The sequence below is a fragment of the Actinomadura sp. 3N407 genome (genome assembly GCF_052245875.1).
GTDB lineage: Bacteria > Actinomycetota > Actinomycetes > Streptosporangiales > Streptosporangiaceae > Spirillospora.
This window is the reverse complement of record NZ_JBQQBP010000016.1, coordinates 31,650-45,431: the sequence shown is the minus strand read 5'-3', so window position 1 is coordinate 45,431 and position 13,782 is coordinate 31,650. Positions and strand designations below refer to the sequence as shown.

Genomic DNA, 13,782 nt, shown 5'->3' with positions numbered 1-13,782 from the left:
GGCCGGTACCAGGATCCCAGAGGCGCGTCCGCGCGCCGCCGCCCCGACCGGCGTGGGAACATGTGGCCCATGAGCGGGCTGATGCTGCTGGACACGCCGTCGTTGTACTTCCGCGCCTTCTTCGGGGTCCCCGAGTCGGTCACCGCGCCCGACGGCACGCCGGTGAACGCCGTGCGCGGGCTCATCGACATGATCGCGCGGCTCGTCCAGGACCGGTCGCCGGACCGCCTCGTGTGCTGCATGGACGCCGACTGGCGGCCCGCGTTCCGCGTCGAGGCGCTGCCGTCCTACAAGGCGCACCGGGTGGCCGAGGACGGCGGCGACCAGACGCCCGACGCGCTGGAGGCGCAGCTGCCCCTCATCGACGCGGTGCTGGACGCGTTCGGGCTGGCGCGCGCGGGCGTCCCCGGGTACGAGGCCGACGACGTCATCGGGACCCTGGCGGTGCGGGGCGCGGCGGACGGCCCGGTCGACATCGTGACCGGGGACCGCGACCTGTTCCAGCTCGTGGACGACCGGGCCCCGGTCGCCGTCCTGTACACGGCGCGCGGCATCAGGAACCTGCAGGTGATGGGCGAGAAGGAGATCGCGGCCAAGTACGGCATCCCGGGCCGCGGCTACGGCGACTACGCGACGCTGCGCGGCGACCCCAGCGACGGCCTGCCCGGCGTCCCGGGCGTCGGCGACAAGACCGCCGCCGCGCTGGTCACCCGGTTCGGCTCGGTCGAGGAGATCCTCGCCGCGCTGGACTCCGGCACCGACGCGGGGTTCCCGGCGGGCGCGCGGCGCCGGATGGAGGCCGCACGCGACTACCTGACGGCCGCCGAGACGGTCGTCAGGGTCGTCACCGACATCGACGCGCCCGAGCTGGCGGCGCTGGACGACCGGCTCCCCGCCGGGGCGCGCGACCCCGAGGCGCTCATCGAGCTGGCCGACCGCTGGAACCTCACCGGCCCCGTCAACCGCCTGCTGAACGCCCTGGCCCGCTAGCCGCGCCCCGGCCGCCGATCGTCGCTGCAAATTTCCCCAAAAGTGTCAGATGACGCAGACAGGGCGTTCTCGCGCGTGCAGCATCCACAACGGTGATGGGTTCTCATGGGCACATGAGCGACCGGTACCCGCGGCACTGGGCCTCACCGCCCCACTCCCCCCAACTGCCGTGGGTACCGGTTCACCCGCCCGCCGGAACCGGAGACGCACACCCGTGAGCGAGCATCCGCTGACACGGAGGACCACGGCGCACGGCGGCCCGGCCGCCGGCCCCGGCGCCGCGTTCTGGGACGCCCTGGACCCCGCGGCGCGCGCGGCGCTCCGCGGGGTCTCGCGGCCGCGCAGGTACCAGCCGAGGATGCCGCTGTGCTACCAGGGCGACGATTCCGATCACCTCATCGTCATCGAGTCCGGCTGGGCGAAGGTGACCTCCGCCAGCGAGGACGGCCGCGAGGTGGTGCTCGCCGTGCGCGGGCCCGGCGACCTGGTGTGCGAGAGCGCGGTGCTCGGCCGCCGGGAACGGTCGGCGACGGTGACCGCGCTCGGCCCGCTGCTGGGGCTGGTCGTGCCCGCCTCCCGGTTCACCGGCTTCCTGGACGCCCATCCCGGCGTGTGGCTGCTGGTCAGCGGCACGTTCGTGGGCCGGCTCGACGACGCCGACCGCCGGCTGCAGGCGCACGTGTCCGCGCAGGGCGCGCGGCGGCTGGCGATCCTGCTGTCCGACCTGGCGGAGCGGTCGGCGCGGCAGGTCCCGCCGGACGCCTCCGGCGGCGTCGTGATCGGCCCGCCGCTGTCCCAGGAGGAACTCGGCAGCTGGATGGACTCCTCGCGCGAGACGGTCGCGCGGGCGCTCGGCACGCTGCGTGGCGAGGGCCTGGTCCGCACCGGGCGGCGGAAGATCACCGTGGTGGATCCGCCGGGGCTGCGGGCGTTCGCGCGGCGGTCGGAGTAGCCGCACCGCCCGATGCCTTTACATTGTAGATTTTTTGTGGGGCGGCGGGGTCCGTCCCGTACCCTCGATGCTGTGCCGCGCCGACCGCTGCGACTGCGTACCGCCGAGGCCGACGCCGAGGTCCGGGCCGGGCTCGACCGGGTCCGCGCCGAGTACTCGGTGCCCGGCCCGTTCCCGCCGGCCGTCCTCGCGGAGGCCGCCGGGCCCGCGGCGCCCGAGGACGGCCGCGCCGACCTGCGCGGCGTCCCCTTCTTCACCCTCGACCCGCCCGGCTCCCTCGACCTCGACCAGGCCATGCACCTGGAACGGCGCGGGTCCGGGCACCGGGTCCGGTACGCCATCGCCGACATGGCCGGGTTCGTCCGGCCGGGCGGCGCGCTCGACGCCGAGGCGCGCGCACGCGGCGTCACGCTCTACCTGCCCGACGCCAACGCGCCGCTGCATCCGCGCCGCCTGTCGGAGGGCACCGCGAGCCTGCTGCCGGGCCGGGACCGCCCGGCCGTGGCGTGGACGATCGACGTCGACGACACCGGCCGGATCACCGATGTGGACGTCCGCCGCGCCGTCGTCCGCAGCCACGACCGGCTCGACTACGCGGGCGCCCGGCACGACGACGGCGACCCCCGCATCGCGCTGCTCGGCGAGATCGGCGAGCGGCTCATCGCGGCGGAGGCCGCGCGCGGCGGCGTCAGCCTCCCCCTGCCCGAGCAGGAGGTCGTGCACGCGAACGGCGGATGGGCGCTGAAGCTGCGCGGCGACCTCGCGACCGAGGCGTGGAACGCGCAGATCTCGCTGCTGACCGGGCGGGCGGCGGCGCGGATGATGCTGGACGGCGGCGTCGGGCTGCTGCGCACCATGCCGCCCGCGCCCGCCGAGGCCGTCGCGCGGCTGCGGCTGGCCGCCCGCGCCCTCGGCGTCGCCTGGCCCGGCGACTCCTCCTACGGCGACATCGTCCGCGCGCTCGACCCGTCCCTGCCCCGGCACGCCGCGTTCCTGCACGACGCGGCGGGGCTGATGCGCGGCGCAGGCTACACCGCGTTCGACGGGACGCCGCCGGAGCAGGCGGCGCACGCCGCGGTCGCCGCCCCGTACGCGCACGTGACCGCGCCGATCCGGCGGCTGGCCGACCGGCACGCGACCGAGGTGTGCCTGGCGCTGGCGGCGGGGCGTCCCGTCCCCGGGTGGGTGCGCGAGGCGCTGCCGGAGCTGCCGGAGGTGATGCAGCGGGCGCTGCGCCGCGCCGCGGACGTCGACCACGCCTGCGTCGACCTCGTCGAGGCGCTGCTGCTGCGCGACCACGTCGGGGAGGTCTTCGACGCGGTGGTGGTGGACGTGAGCGCCGACCGTTCCGGAGGGCGCGTCCAGCTGGTGACGCCGCCGGTGTTCGGCCGCTGCGACGGCGGCGGGCTGCCGCTCGGCGAGCAGGTCAAGGTGCGGCTGGAGGAGGCGGACCCGGCGCGGCGCCACGTCCGTTTCTCCCGTGCCGCCTGACCGCCCCGCCTGACCGGCCGGCCGGTCTCACCCGGGCGGTCAGCGGCGGCGGGTGCGGGCGCGGCGGCGCGGGCGCCAGTTCGTGCTCGTCCCGATGCCGGCGAAGTGGAGCGCGATCAGCAGCAGGCCGAGCAGGGTCAGCGTCCCGTTGTTGACGGCGTCCGAGGAGATGTCGGCCAGGTCGAACAGCAGGGCCAGGGCGAAGACGGCCGCGGCGGCGATCGCGAGCATGGGGGGCCTTCCAGTGGGTCGGGGGCATCTCTCGCTCCCACCAGATGTCCGCGCACCGGGCGCGCAAACCGCGTCTTCCTTTTCGGCCTGTCCGAATCCCGGCGGACGGCGGTTTCCCGCGTCAGGCGGCGGTGGGGCGCAGGCTCTCGCCGAGTTCCTCGGTGACGGCGGCGTTGAGCCGGTAGGCGGTCTTGACCTCGTCGATGACGCGGTCCTGCTCGGCGGCGTCCCAGGGCGCGGCGTCCAGGAGGCCGCGGTAGCGGTCCTTGTACGCCTTGGGCTTGCCGGGGAAGCGGTAGAAGCGGACGCCGTCGTCGCCGGCGGACAGGTCGAGGGTCTTGCGGACCTGGAGCCCGATGTACTGGCCGCCGGACAGGTCGCCCATGTAGCGGGTGTAGTGGTGGGCGACGAAGCCGCCCGGCCAGCCGAAGCACACCTCGCGGAGCCGGTCGCAGTAGCGCGCGGTGGTCGCGCCGGGCTCGATGCGGGCGCGCCATCGGGGGCCGTAGAAGAAGGCCAGGTCCGCCTCCAGGGCGTCGCGGCGGCGCAGGCCGGGAAGGTCGAACGGGCCGGCGACCGGGTCGGGCGCCATCCGGTCGGCGGCGGCCTCCAGCAGCTCGTACACGGGGTGCAGCTGCGCCACCAGGACCGCGTACTCGTCGCGGCCGAGACGGCCCTCGACGAGCGCGCTCATGTAGGCGGAGGTCTCGTTGTCACCGTGGTCGCTCCACGTGGCGGCCCGCAGCCGCGCCGAGAACGCCTCGCCCGCCGCGGCGCCGTCGTTCCGGGCACTGCCGTTCCGGGCACCGTCTGTTCGAGCTCTGTCCATCCGGCTCCTCCTTCGTCCGGGACTTAGGGTAGCCTTACCTAAGTCGCCCGGGAAGGTGTTGCGGTGATGTTTCCCGACGGGACGTCGGCTACTTTACCGACAGGGCGTCGGGAACGTCCAGTCACGTGCTCAGCGCGGCGCGGGCCTCCTCGGTCATGCGGACGACCTCGTGCCGCACCTGGGGGCGCTCGGTGAGGCGCTCGCGGAACGGGATCCGGACGGGGTGCTCGGCGCCGCCGTCGCTGACGGCGAAGTCGATGCCGTCGGCGTCCATCCCGGTCATCCGGGCCGCGGTCGCGCCGGGCCGCCCGGCCAGCGCCCGGCAGATCGTGAGGCAGTCGGCCGCGTGGTCCTCGTTCATGTGCCGCATGATCTGACTCACGACGTCGTCGGTGAAGGGGCCCGCATCGGTCATGGCATCGTCCTTTCCTGCAGGGATGGGCTAAACGGACAGGCCCTTGTAGACGTGGAGGGCGCGCTTCAGCGCGGCGGCGCCGAAACGGAGCTGCCGTTCGACCTCGGCGCCGATCGGGTAGTGCAGGTGCGGGTTGACGTTGGCGACCGGCTTGAAGCGGCGCGGGTTGTGCTTCAGCAGCGGCGTCAGGTCCTCGATGGGCTGCGTGCCGGTCGTCTTGGGGCTGTACTCGCACAGCAGGAGCGCGATGTCGACGCCCTCCTGCTCGAAGTATGCGTCGACCCTCTCGGGGACGAGGGTGCCGTCGGCGTCGTAGAGGTCCTGCCACGGGTGGGCGGAGCCGAACTCGTCGGCCCACTGCCGCCAGGCCGGGGGCAGGGTCGGCAGCCGGGCGGCGTGCACGTGCGCGTCGACGAGCGGACGTCCGTCGAGCATGAACGCCTCCCGTCTCAGGGCCGGATCCGCGTGAGCTCGGCGGCGTAGCGGTGGCCGTTGGCGACGTACATGGCGACCGCCTCCTTGTACCACCGCTCGTCGATGCCGCCGCGCCTGGCGCGTGCGGGGACGCCGAGGGCGGTGTGCTCGGGCGGGACGACGCCGTCCTCGGTCAGGACGGCCCCGGCGCCCACGACGCCCCGGGTCCCGACGCGCGCGCGGTTGAGCACGACCGATCCGGAGCCGATGAGGCAGCGGTCCTCGATGACGCAGCCCTCCAGGTGGACGTTGTGGCCGATCACGCAGTCCGCGCCGATGACGGTCGGCCACGGCGCCGTGGTGTGCACGACGGTGCCGTCCTGGACGGACGTGCGGGCGCCGACGCCGATGGCGCCGTAGTCGCCGCGCAGGACGGCGCCCGGCCAGACGGTGGCCTCCTCCCCCAGGGTCACCGACCCGATGACGGTCGCCCCCGGGTGGACGTACGCGGACGGATGGATGTCGGGTACCTGGTCTCCCAGCGCGTAGACGGCCATGCGGCGGAGCCTACCCGCCGCGGTTCAGGCGACGTCCGCGGACTCCTGGCCCTCCAGCCAGGCCACGATGCCCTCCAGCGCGCCTCGGCAGCCTCCGCAGCCGGTGCCCGCCCTCGTCTCGCGCGCGACGTCGCCGGCGGTGCGGGCGCCGGCCTGCCAGCACGCGCGGATCTGTCCCTTGCTGACGTCGTTGCACTGGCAGACGGTCGCCGCGTCCGGCATGCGCAGGGGCGATCCCGCTTCGGCCGCGTCGCCGAGGCCGGGGAACAGCAGGCCGAGCCGCTCGGCGGGCAGCGGCGCGGCGCGGTCGTAGAGCTGGGTGAGCGTCCCGGCCGCGGAGGTCTCGCCGATCAGGATCGCGCCGATCAGCCGCCCGTCCCGGATGATCGCCTTCTTGTAGGTGCCGCGCGCGGCGTCGGTGAACCGGACGACCTCGACGTCGTCGTCATCGTCGCCGAAGTGCGTCTCGCCCATCGAGGCCAGCTCGATCCCGGCGGCCTTGAGGCGGGTGATCTGCCGGGCGCCGGTGAACCGCGCCGCGGGGTCGGTGCCGGCGAGCAGCACGGCGAGCACGCCCGCCTGCTCCCACGCGGGCGCGACCAGGCCGTACACCTCGTCGCGGTGCTCGGAGCACTCCCCGATGGCGCGGACGGACGGGTCGGTGACCGACCGGAGCTCGTCGTCGACGATCACGGCGCGGCCGATGGCGAGGCCCGCGTCGCGGGCGAGGGCGACCTCGGGGCGGACGCCGCACGACAGGATGACCAGGTCGGTGCCGATGACCTCCGTCCCGCCGCCGGGCAGGGCCAGCTCGACGCCGGTGACCGCGCCGCCGTCGGTGCGCAGGGCGGCGACGTCGGCCTGCATGCGCGTGCCGATGCCCAGGGTCGCGAGGGTCCGGGCGAGGACCTTCCCGGCGGCGGGGTCGAGCTGGCGTTCCATGAGGTGCCCGGCCAGGTGCAGGACGGTCACGTCCAGGCCGCGGCCCATCAGCCCGCGGGCGGCCTCGATGCCGAGGAGCCCGCCGCCGACGACGACCGCGCGGCGCGCCGAGTCGGCCAGCTCGGAGATGCGGCGGCAGTCGTCCAGGGTGCGGAACACCAGCGCGCCCTGCGGCAGCCCGTCCCGCAGGCCGGGCATCGGCGGGACGAACGCGGTGCTGCCCGTCGCGAGGACCAGGGTCTCGTACGGGGTGACGGTCCCGTCCGCGGCGTGGACGGTCTTCGCCGCCCGGTCGACGCGGGTGACCTCGACGCCGAGCCTGGCGTCCACCCCGTGCGAGGCGTACCAGGCGGCGTCGACGAGGCCGATGTGGTCGGGCCGCGTCATCCCGGCGAGGACGTTCGACAGCAGCACCCGGTTGTAGGGGGCCTGGGGCTCCGCGCCGAACACCGTCACGGGCGTGCGGCGGTCGCGGGCGCGCAGCTCGCCCACGAACCGCGACCCGGCCATGCCGTTGCCGACGACGACGATGCCGGCCTTCTCCCCGGGACGCGCCTCACCTCCGCGGCTCATCGCTTCACCTCCAGCGGGAGCGGCTTGATCTGGTCGCGCTCGACCTCGAACGCGATGCTCGGGTCGGGGGTCTTCGGGGCGTTGACGAACGAGACGAACCGGCGCAGCCGGTCGGGATCGTCGAGGGTGTCGCGCCATTCGTCGGAGTAGGTCCCGACGTGGCGTGCCATGGCGGCGTCGAGGTCGGCGCAGATGCCGAGCCGGTCGTCCACGATGACCTCCCGGAGGTAGTCCAGGCCGCCGTCGAGGGACTCCAGCCAGGTCGCGGTGCGCTGCAGCCGGTCGGCGGTGCGGATGTAGAACATCAGGAACCGGTCGATGTAGGTGATGAGCTCGTCGTCGGTGAGGTCGGTGGCGAACAGGTCGGCGTGCCTGGGCCGCATGCCGCCGTTCCCGGCGAGGTAGAGGTTCCAGCCGTTCTCGGTGGCGATGACGCCGAAGTCCTTGCTCTGCGCCTCGGCGCATTCGCGGGCGCACCCGGACACGGCCGACTTCAGCTTGTGCGGGGCGCGCAGTCCCCGGTAGCGCAGTTCGAGGCGGATCGCCATGGCGGCCGAGTCCTGCACGCCGTAGCGGCACCAGGTGGACCCGACGCACGACTTCACGGTCCGCAGCGCCTTGCCGTAGGCGTGCCCGGACTCGAATCCGGCGTCGACGAGCCGCCGCCAGATGTCGGGGAGCTGCTCGACGCGGGCGCCGAACAGGTCGATCCGCTGCCCGCCGGTGATCTTCGTGTAGAGGCCGAAGTCGCGGGCGACCTCGCCGATCACGATGAGCTTCTCGGGCGTGATCTCGCCGCCGGGGACACGCGGCACCACCGAGTACGTGCCGTTCTTCTGCAGGTTGGCGAGGAAGTGGTCGTTGGTGTCCTGCAGCGCCGCCTGCTCGCCCTCCAGGATGTGGCCGTTGCCGAGGCTGGCCAGGATGGAGGCGACGGCGGGCTTGCAGATGTCGCAGCCCCGGCCCGTCCCGTGTTCCTGGACGAGCTGGGTGAAGCTGGTGACCTGCCCGCCGCGGACGATGTCGAACAGCTCGGCGCGGCTGTAGCCGAAATGCTCGCAGAGGGCCTTGCTGACCTCGATCCCGGCGGCGGTCAGCTCGGCGTCCAGGATCCGCTTGACCAGCGGGACGCAGCTCCCGCAGCTGGTCCCGGCCCTGGTGCTGGACTTGACGCCCGGCACGTCGGTGAGGGACTGCTCCGAGATCGCACAGCGGATGCCCTCGGCGGTGACGTTGTTGCAGGAGCAGATGACGGTCGCGCCGGGCAGGTCGCCGCCCGACGTCTCGGTTCCGCCGAACAGCATCTGCTCGGGTGCGCCCGGCAGGGTCCCGCCGACGTAGGCGCGCAGCGTCCCGTACGATTCGGCGTCGCCGACGAGGACGCCGCCGAGGAGGGTCCGCGCGTCGTCGCTGACGACCAGCTTCTTGTAGACGCCGGCGACGGGGTCGGTGTAGGTGACGCCGAGCGCGCCCTCAGGGCCGGCGAACGGGTCGCCGAAGCTGGCGACGTCCACACCCATGAGCTTGAGCTTGGTCGACGTGTCGGCGCCCGCGAACACGGCGGTGCCGGCGTCCGGCAGCAGCCGGTCGGCGACGACCTCGGCCATGGAGAAACACGGCCCGACCAGCCCGTACACGGCGCCGTCGACGAGGGCGCATTCGCCGATCGCCCACACGGCCGGGTCCTCCGTGCGGCACGAGGCGTCCACGACGATCCCGCCGCGCTCCCCCACCGGGAGGCCGCAGCCGCGGGCCAGTTCGTCGCGCGGGCGGATACCGGCGGAGAACACGACGACCTCGGCGTCGATGACCGACCCGTCCGTGAGCGCGATCCGGCGGACCGCGCCGTCCTCCCCCGCCTCCAGCGCACGCATGGGGACGCCCGCGTGGACGGCCATGCCGAGTCCCTCGATGTGGCGGCGCAGCATCGCGCCGCCGCCCTCGTCGAGCTGGCGCGGCATCAGCCACGGCGCCACCTCGACGACGCCGCTGCGCAGCCCGAGGCCCTGGATCGCGCGGGCCGCCTCCAGGCCGAGCAGGCCGCCGCCGACGACCGCGCCGGTCGTCCGCCCGCGCGCGTACTCGCGGATCGCGTCCAGGTCGTCGATGGTGCGGTAGACGAACACGCCCGGCAGGTCGCGGCCCTCGACCGGCGGGACGAACGGCGCCGAACCGGTGGCCAGGACCAGCGCGTCGTAGGCGGCGACGCGTCCCGCGGACGTGGTGACGGTCCGTGCGCCGCGGTCGATCGCGGTGACCCGCTCCCCGGTGACGACCGTGACCTCGCCGCCGTGCGGGGGGTAGGCGAGGTCGGCTCCCTCCAGGTGCGCCGTCAGCGCGACGCGGTCGTAGGCCGGGCGCGTCTCCTCGCCGATGACGGTGATCGCCCACGCGCCGGCGGTGTCGCGCTCGCGCAGGGCCTCCACCAGGCGGTGCGAGGCGGGACCGTGGCCCGCCACGACCAGCCTCTTGTCCGGTTCACTGTCGGCTTCCATGGGCCCGATACTCGGCGGCCCGTATTTCCCGCAGGGATCCCGGACGTCACTCGCACGTTAACTGCCCCTCACGCCGGTCACGCGCCGGAGACTGGGCGGCCGCACAGACTTCGCCGGCTCGTGCACCTGACCCGTTCCTTTCGTGAAGGTGGCACGAGAGGATCCAAAAGATGAAAAAGTATCCGAAATCAGAGATCCAAGGGCATATCCGGAGGCGGCAGTGCGAAGGATCATCGGCGTTTCGTTCATCGGGCTTGGCACGTTCCTGCTGGCCGCCGGTGTCCTCGTACACTTCTACGTCGGCCCCACGCTGATCGGTGCGCCGACCGACATCTACCAGGTGACCCGGCTGAAGGCCGACAACGCCACTTACCTCGACGCCGCGTCGGTCACGGTGCGCACCGGCGCCACGGTGGTGGCGACCAACACGGTCCGGGGCGACGTGAAGGCGGCGAGTGACGACGTCGCCGTCTGGGACAGCGGCACGATCGTCCAGGACGTGGGGCGCGGCAACACGATCGAGATCCAGAAGGCGCGTTTCCCCTTCGACCGCACCACCGGGCAGCTGAAGAACTGCTGCGGCTCCGCGGTGCTGGGTGACACGGACGTCCGGCTGGACGGCATCGGGCTGTCCTGGCCGCTGGAGGTCCGCAAGCGGGGCCTGGAGCTGTTCGACACCGCGACCCTCCGCGCCTGGCCGGTCACCTTCGACGGCGAGGAGCGCGTCGACGGGCTGGTCACCTACCGGTACGTCCAGCACGTCCCGGAGACCAAGGTCGCCGGCGAGGTGCCCGCCCTGCCCCCGGGGCTGTTCGGGCGTCCCGAGGGCGATCCCCCCGTCGAGGCGGACCGCTACTCCCGGCTGGACGCCACGTTCTGGGTCGACCCGAGGACCGGCGCCCCGATCGACCAGCAGCGGCACGTGGTGTCGACGCTGCGGCCCAAGGAGGGGCCCGGCAGTCTCGTGGTGGCGGACCTGAACCTGCGGATGACGCCGGATTCGCGCGAGGATCTGCGCGCCAAGTCCGACGACGGCGCCGCGCAGATACGGCTGCTGGAGACCATCGCCCCCCTGGCCGGCGTCGGGGCCGGTCTGCCGATCATTGTGGCCGGGCTGATCCTGACCTTCGGGGGCGGGCGGCGTCCCGGCCATCGCGGGACCCGCCGCGGCGCGGCTCCGGCGGCGCGCCGTTAGGGGCCGGATGGACGGGTAGGAGGGACCCGACACTCGGAACATCCGAACTTGGGGGGTACGTGATGGGCGAGTCACACCATCCGGTCCAGGGCGAGCACCGGTACCGGCAGGAGGTGACCTCTCCCCGGGAGCACGAGGAGCGCCCCGGCCGGAGCCTGGTCACCACCGACCACGAGGTCATCCGCCGGTGGGCCGAGGAACGCGGGGCCGAGCCGTCGACGGTGCCCGGCAGCGAGTACGAGGGCCGGCCGGGCAGGCTGCTGTTCGACTTCCCCGGCTACGGCGGGGAGAACCTGGAGCACATCTCCTGGGACGACTGGTTCCGCACCTTCGACGAGCGCGAGCTGAACTTCCTGTACCAGGAGCACAAGAAGGACGGGTCGCAGAGCAACTTCTTCCAGCTCGAGAACCCGGAACGCGGCGACGGCGGCTGACCCGGCGTACCGGGTACCTCGTCGCTCACCCGCCCCGGTCGTGCACGATGGAGGGGTGACGAGCGTTGCGGAGAGCCCGGCCGGCGGGGAGGGGACGCGGCTGCGGATGCTGGCCGATCTCGTCTCGGACGGCGAGGTGGTGGTGCTGAGCGGCGCCGGCCTGTCGACCGAGTCGGGCATTCCGGACTACCGGGGCGAGACAGGGCTACGGCGGCGGGCCGAGCCGATGACCTACCAGGAGTTCACCGGGTCGGCGGCGGGGCTGGCGGCACATCGCCGCGGCCCGGCCCAACGCCGGGCACCGCGCGGTGGCGGAGCTGCAGGGTCGGGGACTGGTCTCGGCGATCATCACGCAGAACGTCGACGGGCTCCAGCAGGCCGCCGGCTCGGACGGGGTCGTCGAGCTGCACGGCGCGCTGGACCGGGTGCTGTGCCTGTCGTGCGGCCGGCGGACGCCGCGCGGGCGGCTGGACGCGCGGCTGCGGGCCGCCAACCCGGGCTGGGACGCGCGGGCGGCCGCGGGCGCGCAGGTCAACCCCGACGGCGACGCCGTCCTCGGCGACGGGGAGATCGAGGCGTTCCGCGTGGTGGACTGCGAGCGGTGCGGCGGCCCGCTCAAACCCGACGTGATCTTCTTCGGGGAGAACGTGCCGCCGGCCCGCGTCCGGGACTGCTACGCGCTGACCGAGCGCGCGGGCGCGCTGCTGGTGCTCGGGTCGTCGCTGACGGTGCTGTCGGGGTACCGGTTCGTCCGGCACGCGGCCCGGCACGGCGTCCCCGTCGCGATCGTCAACCGGGGCGCGACCAGGGGCGACGAGCAGGCCCTGATCACGATGGACGCGCCCCTCGGCGTGACGCTGGCCGCGCTGCTGGCCGAACTCGGCCCGTAGACGCGGCCGCGCGTGTCAGCCGCCGGGGAGCACGGAGGTCGCGGCGGGCGCGGGAGACCGCCGCTGGTTCGGGCTGCCGGGCGGGGGCGCGCCGGTGACGGCGGGCGGGTCGGGCAGGGTGTCGACGGTGACGAAGCCGGTGTTCTCCAGCCGCTTCAGCTGGCCGTTGAGGAAGGTCTGGACCTGCTGCGCGTACTTGCGCATCACGGTGTTGCGGGTGCTGGCGCGGACCTCGGCGGCCCGCGTGTACAGCTGCCCCTGCGCCGTCCGTGTCCGCGCCACGACGGTCTTGTCGTAGTCGGTGCCGGACTTCCCGGTGATCTCCGACATCCAGCTCTGCTGCGTGGCGGTCGGCCTGTTCGGCAGCGGGACGTTCAGCTTGGCGGCCATCTGGCGGTTGACCTCGTCGAACCTGATGTGCCGGGTCGCGATCTGGCCCAGGTTCGTGCGCGTGGTCTCCTGGGAGCCGCGGCGCGCGGCGGCCCGGCCGACCGGGATCTCCCACAGCGCGGCCTGCCTGAGCTGCACGAGGAGGAGGCGGTCGGCCGCGCTGAGAAGCCCCCCATCGGTCTCGGCGGCGCCCTGGCCGGCGTCGCCGCCCGTCTCGCCGTCGCCGGCGGCGGGCCGGGCCGGCTGAAGGCCCCCGTCGGTCGTCTGGCGGCCCATCGGGGCGCAGCCGCCCGCCAGCAGCGCCGCGGCCAGCACGCACGCCGCCGCGGCGGTGGCCGGTCGGGGTCCTCGCATGCGCCGCCGTCCTTTCTGTCGCGGGGACAAGCCGGTCGAGGAGAGAAGCGTCACCTGAGCGGTACGCACGCCGCGGCGGCGGGGTTCATCCCGGCGGCCGGTCGCCGGCGCGGCCGGGTCAGGTCCAGCCGAGCTGGACCAGGGCGGGGACGGGGGGTTCGCCGCCGGCCTCGGTGAAGGCGCGAAGCGCGGCGACCAGGGCGTGGCGCTGGCCGGGCGGCATGCGGGAGACGACCTCGGCGATGCCTGCGCGGCGGCGGGCGGTGACGTCGTCGACGATGGCCCGGCCGGCGCCGGTGAGCTGGATGCGGACCTCGCGCCCGCTGTGCGGGCTGGCCTGCCGGTCCACCAGCCCGGCCGACGCGAGCCGGTCCACCATCCGCATCGCGGTGGAGGGGTTGACCTCCAGCAGCCCGGCCAGCGTGACGAGCTTGGACGGGCCCTGCGAGGACAGCACGACGAGAAGCCGGAACTGCGGCAGGGTCACGGCGTCCTCGACGGAGGCGAGTGAGCGCACGGAGATCGCCACCAGGAGCCGGGACGCGGTCAGCATCGCCGAGGTGACCTCGTCGACGCCGTCCTCATCGGCATGCTCGCTCATGACGACTTTCTACAGTGCCGCCGCCGCGG

15 protein-coding genes are annotated in these 13,782 nt (G+C 74.0%); 6 read left to right on the top strand and 9 right to left on the bottom strand.

Features of this window, described 5'->3' with window-relative positions:
• Positions 1-69 precede the first annotated feature (69 nt).
• The 3 genes from ACTWPP_RS32745 to ACTWPP_RS32735 all read left to right on the top strand — a co-directional run bounded on the left by ACTWPP_RS32745 (position 70) and on the right by ACTWPP_RS32735 (position 3,433).
• Positions 70-990 carry a 5'-3' exonuclease gene (locus tag ACTWPP_RS32745; RefSeq protein ID WP_443108256.1) on the top strand — a complete coding sequence of 307 codons (921 nt, stop codon included), beginning with the start codon at positions 70-72 and terminating at the stop codon, positions 988-990.
• 214 nt (positions 991-1,204) lie between these two features.
• Positions 1,205-1,942 (top strand): Crp/Fnr family transcriptional regulator, encoded by a 738-nt coding sequence (locus ACTWPP_RS32740; RefSeq protein ID WP_443108255.1) that lies wholly within the window; start codon positions 1,205-1,207, stop codon positions 1,940-1,942.
• A gap of 72 nt (positions 1,943-2,014) precedes the next feature.
• A complete protein-coding gene (locus ACTWPP_RS32735) occupies positions 2,015-3,433 on the top strand; it encodes an RNB domain-containing ribonuclease (RefSeq protein WP_443108254.1) in 1,419 nt (472 codons plus the stop codon).
• Between the two features lie 39 nt (positions 3,434-3,472).
• Here the strand turns inward: ACTWPP_RS32735 and ACTWPP_RS32730 are convergent, their stop codons facing one another.
• The 7 genes from ACTWPP_RS32730 to nirB all read right to left on the bottom strand — a co-directional run bounded on the left by ACTWPP_RS32730 (position 3,473) and on the right by nirB (position 9,889).
• Positions 3,473-3,664: a hypothetical protein gene (locus tag ACTWPP_RS32730; RefSeq protein WP_443108253.1), complete on the bottom strand. Its 192-nt coding sequence runs from the start codon at positions 3,662-3,664 to the stop codon at positions 3,473-3,475.
• A gap of 121 nt (positions 3,665-3,785) precedes the next feature.
• On the bottom strand, positions 3,786-4,493 hold the full coding sequence (locus ACTWPP_RS32725) for a biliverdin-producing heme oxygenase (protein ID WP_443108252.1): 708 nt from the start codon (positions 4,491-4,493) through the stop codon (positions 3,786-3,788).
• A gap of 121 nt (positions 4,494-4,614) precedes the next feature.
• Positions 4,615-4,908, bottom strand: a complete 294-nt coding sequence (locus tag ACTWPP_RS32720) for a DUF2470 domain-containing protein (RefSeq protein WP_443108251.1) — start codon at positions 4,906-4,908, stop codon at positions 4,615-4,617.
• 27 nt (positions 4,909-4,935) lie between these two features.
• Positions 4,936-5,343: a hypothetical protein gene (locus tag ACTWPP_RS32715; RefSeq protein ID WP_443108250.1), complete on the bottom strand. Its 408-nt coding sequence runs from the start codon at positions 5,341-5,343 to the stop codon at positions 4,936-4,938.
• Between the two features lie 14 nt (positions 5,344-5,357).
• Positions 5,358-5,879 carry a gamma carbonic anhydrase family protein gene (locus tag ACTWPP_RS32710; protein WP_443108249.1) on the bottom strand — a complete coding sequence of 174 codons (522 nt, stop codon included), beginning with the start codon at positions 5,877-5,879 and terminating at the stop codon, positions 5,358-5,360.
• A gap of 24 nt (positions 5,880-5,903) precedes the next feature.
• On the bottom strand, positions 5,904-7,394 hold the full coding sequence (locus ACTWPP_RS32705) for an FAD-dependent oxidoreductase (protein ID WP_443108248.1): 1,491 nt from the start codon (positions 7,392-7,394) through the stop codon (positions 5,904-5,906).
• The gene (gene nirB / locus ACTWPP_RS32700; RefSeq protein WP_443108247.1) at positions 7,391-9,889 is read right to left on the bottom strand and encodes a nitrite reductase large subunit NirB; all 2,499 of its coding nucleotides are present in this window, start codon (positions 9,887-9,889) and stop codon (positions 7,391-7,393) included. The genes ACTWPP_RS32705 and nirB overlap by 4 nt, the downstream gene beginning before the upstream one ends.
• 220 nt (positions 9,890-10,109) lie before the next feature.
• Between nirB and ACTWPP_RS32695 the strand changes: the two genes are divergently transcribed.
• The 3 genes from ACTWPP_RS32695 (at position 10,110) to ACTWPP_RS32685 (ending at position 12,408) form a co-directional block, all read left to right on the top strand.
• Complete coding sequence (locus ACTWPP_RS32695; protein ID WP_443108246.1) at positions 10,110-11,084, top strand: DUF3068 domain-containing protein; 975 nt, start codon at positions 10,110-10,112, stop codon at positions 11,082-11,084.
• Positions 11,085-11,146: 62 nt separating this feature from the next.
• The gene (locus ACTWPP_RS32690; protein WP_443108245.1) at positions 11,147-11,518 is read left to right on the top strand and encodes a hypothetical protein; all 372 of its coding nucleotides are present in this window, start codon (positions 11,147-11,149) and stop codon (positions 11,516-11,518) included.
• 308 nt (positions 11,519-11,826) lie between these two features.
• Positions 11,827-12,408 carry a Sir2 family NAD-dependent protein deacetylase gene (locus tag ACTWPP_RS32685; protein WP_443108244.1) on the top strand — a complete coding sequence of 194 codons (582 nt, stop codon included), beginning with the start codon at positions 11,827-11,829 and terminating at the stop codon, positions 12,406-12,408.
• Between the two features lie 15 nt (positions 12,409-12,423).
• Here ACTWPP_RS32685 and ACTWPP_RS32680 read toward each other — a convergent pair whose 3' ends face one another.
• Together ACTWPP_RS32680 and ACTWPP_RS32675 are read right to left on the bottom strand one after the other, a co-directional pair.
• Positions 12,424-13,152 carry a DUF4142 domain-containing protein gene (locus tag ACTWPP_RS32680; protein WP_443108243.1) on the bottom strand — a complete coding sequence of 243 codons (729 nt, stop codon included), beginning with the start codon at positions 13,150-13,152 and terminating at the stop codon, positions 12,424-12,426.
• A 118-nt stretch (positions 13,153-13,270) separates the two neighbouring features.
• Positions 13,271-13,753: a MarR family winged helix-turn-helix transcriptional regulator gene (locus ACTWPP_RS32675; protein ID WP_443108242.1), complete on the bottom strand. Its 483-nt coding sequence runs from the start codon at positions 13,751-13,753 to the stop codon at positions 13,271-13,273.
• Positions 13,754-13,782 lie beyond the last annotated feature (29 nt).